Below are 4,298 nucleotides of genomic sequence, written 5' to 3'. Positions count from 1 at the left end.
ATTGATGCAATCATTAAATTTATATTTGGAGTTTATTTGTTATTTTTTTCTAAAGTAACAAAGCAATAAATTCCAATTGTTTGTGGAACTAGCAACTTAATAAAAATAACAGAGAAACAGTAAATCGAAAAAAGGTTTACTGTTTTTTTCTTTGCTCAAAATAAGAAAGAGAGGAAAAGACAAAATGAAAAACATAGAAGAAAAAATCTTAATGGTAGATGAAGAAATAAAGCAATTACAAAACAAAAGAAAAAAACTCACCAGTCAGCAGAAACAGGAAGAAAGAAAATAGAGAGATAAAAGAATATATGAAAAAGGAGCAGTCTTTGAAAATAGCTTTACAGAAAGCATGAACTTAATCAAAGATGAATTTTATCAGCTAATCATATCTCTAATTCGTAAAGAGGAAGCCGACAAAAATCATAGAGAAAAGAGAAGAAACAAAAGTAGAAATTACAGAAAACCAAGAGGCAGAAATGGACATCGAATAATAGTTTCTTGTTTACAAAGGCGCACATATACACCTTAATAGGTGTAGTGACCCCAAAAAGTTAGATTTTTGGTCTAACTTTTTGGGGGGCGGTACTCGCAAAGCGAGGCTTATTGCTGCTACGGGGAAATTCCTTTTTTGTTTCTCTTACATAGTTTTTTATTGCATGAATCTTTATTTTCATCTAACATAGAACAAAAGAGCTATAAGGAGGAATTTTATGAAAATTGTTGGATTAACAGGCGGGATTTCTTCTGGGAAATCTACGGTATCTTCTTATTTCAGACAATTGAAAATTCCTGTCATTGATGCAGATGAAGTTGCTCGTAAAGTAGTTGAACCCAATAGTCAAGGCGCTATAGAAATTAGAAAAGCTTTCGGTAGTGATGTATTTGAAGAAGATGGAAGCTTAAACCGTCAAAAATTAGGGGAATTAGTTTTTTCAAATGCAGAAAATCGTCAAAAATTAGATGAATTATTACAACCACTCATTAAAATCATGATTTTAGAAGAAATCGAAGCGTATCGTCAAAAAGGGGAAAACATGATTGTTTTAGATTTACCTCTATTATTTGAAAAGCACTATGAGGAATTATGCGAAGAGATTATCGTTGTTTATGTTCCAAAAGAACTACAATTAGAACGATTAATGAGAAGAAATCAATATACAAAACAAGAAGCGTTGTCTCGAATCGATTCTCAATTATCCATTGAAGAAAAACGAAAAAGAGCGACAGTTTTATTGGATAATCAAGGCACGATTCAGCAGTTATATCAGCAAGTTGAACAGTGGCTAGTAGAAACGAAAAATGATATACTACAATAAGAAAAAAGTTGAAGAAAGGGGACATCGTCATGCAATGTCCAAGATGTAAATTTAATGGTTCAAGAGTGATTGATAGCCGTCCAGCAGACGATGGTCGTTCAATTCGAAGAAGAAGAGAATGTGATGAGTGTGGTTATCGATTTACAACATTTGAGCGATTAGAAAAAGCACCGATTTTAGTGATTAAAAGAAATGGAAACCGTGAAGCGTTTAGTCGTGAAAAATTATTAAATGGATTAGTTCGTTCTGCAGAAAAACGTCCAATTCCATTAAGTCAATTAGAACAAATCGTAAATGAAGTAGAACATACAATTAACCAAGAGGGAGAAAATGAAATCTCTAGTATGTTAATTGGAGAGATGGTCATGGACTACCTTGCTAAAATTGATGATATTGCTTATATTCGTTTTGCAAGTGTGTATCGTCAATTTACCGATAGAAAAATGTTCTTAAAAGAATTAGAAAGAATGTCTTTTGAAATGGATCGTAAAGATAGTAAATCATAATAGGAGGATCAAATGGACGAGAAATCAATAAAGTGGAGTCAGTTGAATCCACGTGATTGTATTCAAGTGACACAGCAAGTTTGGCTGACACAACGTGAATTACAATTTGTGACGCAATTATATGTACCATTTTTAGGGGTTCAAGCCTCAACTTTATATTTAGTCTTATTTAGTGAGCTTTCTCCGAATTCCTATCAAAGTGATGTCATTCGATTGGCAGATTTATTAGCCTTAGTAAATATGGGAATTCCAGATTTTTATCAAGCAAGAATCCGTTTAGAATCAGTTGGCTTATTAAAAACCTATCGCTATGAAGATGAAGAATCGATTAGTGCTCAATATACATTTGAATTACAAGCACCAGCGAGTCCAAATTTATTTTTCAAAGATGCTTTATTATCTACACTTTTAGTGAATCAAGTGGGGCATCAACGTTTTGAAATTTTACAAAAACGTTTTAGTGTGAAAGAAAAGGCTATTTATGGGGAAGATGTCACTAGTACTTTCCAAGAAGGATTCCAATTACCTTTTAATATGTCACAGTACAAGCGAAATGTTGTTCAAGAAAAACAAATGATTAAAGATGTGAAGCAACAAGAATCATTAGTACTGAACTCTAATATTGATTGGGAGTTATTAACAGATTTATTAAAGAGTCAATTTGTTCATGAACAGGCTTTAACAGATGAAGTGAAGCAAATGTTAAATAGCTTCCAATTATATTATGGATTAACGGAAAGAGAAATTGCACAATATGTGATTTATGCTGCGGATTTATCGACGGGTGAAATCGATGAAAAGGAATTATATTCGATTATTATTAATGCTAATCAGCATTTAGCAGCTCCTAAACAAGAGGAGGCTACTGTAACTCCAGTTGTTCCGAAAGAAGAAAGTATGCCTGTAGTTTCAGAAGTTGTCGTAGAAGAACAACAAGAAACAACTCCAACGTCTACTCATTTACCTCAAGCCATTCAACGATTAATTACATTGGCAAAAGAAATGACGCCATTTGACTTTATGACAAGTATTAAACAACAAAGAAATGGCTATGTTTCAAATGGAGAACAAAGAATTATTTTAGATTTAGTTCAAGTAGGAACGATTTCATCTGAAGTCATTAATATTTTAATTCATTATGTATTAGTCGTTAAAAATAATCCAACGATTAATAAAAATTTAATGGATACAATTGCGAATGATTGGAGTCAAAAAGGTATTCAAACTGCTGAACAAGCCATTGAAGCTGTTCGTCAAAGAGATAAAGAGTTTAAAGCAAGTCGTAAAGAAAAAATCGAAAATCGACAAGTTCAAACATACTCAGGTAAGAAATATTATGGAAATGCTCCAAAAGGAAGAGTTGCTTCTGTTCCTGACTGGGCAATGAAACCAAATGAAACAAAAGAAAGCCCATTAGATGATGAAAATCTTCAATTATTAAAGGCTCAGCTTTCTCAATTGAAAACTAGTGGGAATTCTGAACAAGTGAAGGGAGAATAGTGATGGAAGGAATGCAAGATTTATTTGGCAATAAAACAGCTACTACAGCATTTCAACAACGATATCAAAAAATAGTAGCAGAAGTTTTACAAGACAAAGAAGTTCAAAACTTTTTACAAGAACATCAAGATGAAATTCCACAAGAAAATTTAGTAAAAAGCTATTCAGCCCTTTTGGAATATATTCAACAACGGGATGCTCGTATCCAAGGAGTCGAAACACATATTAAAGGGATGGAACCAGTATTAAGTGTGAATCAAGGTTTTGTTGAAGTTGTGTATCGTCCAACTCAAGAGTTTGTCCAAAAACAACAAGAGCAAGCTTTAACGAATCGAATTCATGCGATTAATATGCCTAAAAATTTATTACATGTAACCTTAAATTCTTTAGATATTACAAAAGAGCGTCAAGAAACTTTTCAAGCTTCACTGAAATTTATTAATGAATTATCTGCGAAACCAAATGAGTTTCATCGTGCGATTTATTTAGTGGGTTCATTTGGAGTTGGAAAAACGTATTTCTTAGCAGCTATCGCAAATGAATTAGCTCAGCTTGGATTTGAAACAACTTTAGTGCATGTTCCAAGTTTGTCGAGTGAATTGAAAAGTGCGATTGGTGCTAATCGATTAGAAGAAAAAGTTGAAGTATTAAAAACAGCTCCAATTTTAATGCTAGATGATATTGGAGCAGAATCGAATTCTGTTTGGTTTAGAGATGAAATTTTAATGATTGTATTGGAATATCGTATGATGCAAGAATTACCAACATTCTTTTCATCTAATTTAACGATTGAAGAATTACAAGAACATTTAAGTGTGTCAAATCGTGGAGATGTAGAATTATTAAAGGCGAAACGTTTGATTGAACGTGTCCGTTTCTTATCGAAAGAAATTTTCTTAGATGGGGAAAATCGTCGCTATTCATAATTTTCAAAAAAAGAAACAATTTTCTTGATTTTTATAAAATTAGTGGTAGA

The 4,298-nt window shown here is 32.5% G+C and carries 4 protein-coding genes and 1 pseudogene; all 5 read left to right on the top strand.

Going from position 1 to position 4,298, the window contains the following annotated elements:
• Nucleotides 1–184: 184 nt before the first annotated feature.
• Nucleotides 185–491: pseudogene (locus RWZ86_RS08180) on the top strand (hypothetical protein).
• 219 nt (nt 492–710) lie between these two features.
• Entirely contained in the window at nt 711–1,316 is a 606-nt protein-coding gene (coaE, locus tag RWZ86_RS08175; protein WP_314681331.1) for a dephospho-CoA kinase, read from the top strand.
• A gap of 29 nt (nt 1,317–1,345) precedes the next feature.
• A complete protein-coding gene (gene nrdR, locus RWZ86_RS08170) occupies nt 1,346–1,822 on the top strand; it encodes a transcriptional regulator NrdR (RefSeq protein WP_314681329.1) in 477 nt (158 codons plus the stop codon).
• Nucleotides 1,823–1,834: 12 nt separating this feature from the next.
• Nucleotides 1,835–3,322, top strand: a complete 1,488-nt coding sequence (locus RWZ86_RS08165) for a DnaD domain protein (protein WP_314681326.1) — start codon at nt 1,835–1,837, stop codon at nt 3,320–3,322.
• Between the two features lie 2 nt (nt 3,323–3,324).
• Nucleotides 3,325–4,248 carry a primosomal protein DnaI gene (dnaI, locus tag RWZ86_RS08160; RefSeq protein ID WP_314681324.1) on the top strand — a complete coding sequence of 308 codons (924 nt, stop codon included), beginning with the start codon at nt 3,325–3,327 and terminating at the stop codon, nt 4,246–4,248.
• Nucleotides 4,249–4,298: the final 50 nt, after the last annotated feature.

Origin of the sequence: uncultured Granulicatella sp. (genome assembly GCF_963545075.1) — a bacterium.
Lineage (GTDB): Bacteria > Bacillota > Bacilli > Lactobacillales > Aerococcaceae > Granulicatella.
Note: the sequence above shows the minus strand (reverse complement) of the source record. Positions and strands in the feature narration are given on the sequence as shown.

What these genes read in the sequence shown, in the direction of transcription:
- coaE (WP_314681331.1), top strand. Translation starts at nt 711, where the DNA reads ATGAAAATTGTTGGATTAACAGGCGGGATTTCTTCTGGGAAATCTACG.
- nrdR (WP_314681329.1), top strand. Translation starts at nt 1,346, where the DNA reads ATGCAATGTCCAAGATGTAAATTTAATGGTTCAAGAGTGATTGATAGC.
- RWZ86_RS08165 (WP_314681326.1), top strand. Translation starts at nt 1,835, where the DNA reads ATGGACGAGAAATCAATAAAGTGGAGTCAGTTGAATCCACGTGATTGT.
- dnaI (WP_314681324.1), top strand. Translation starts at nt 3,325, where the DNA reads ATGGAAGGAATGCAAGATTTATTTGGCAATAAAACAGCTACTACAGCA.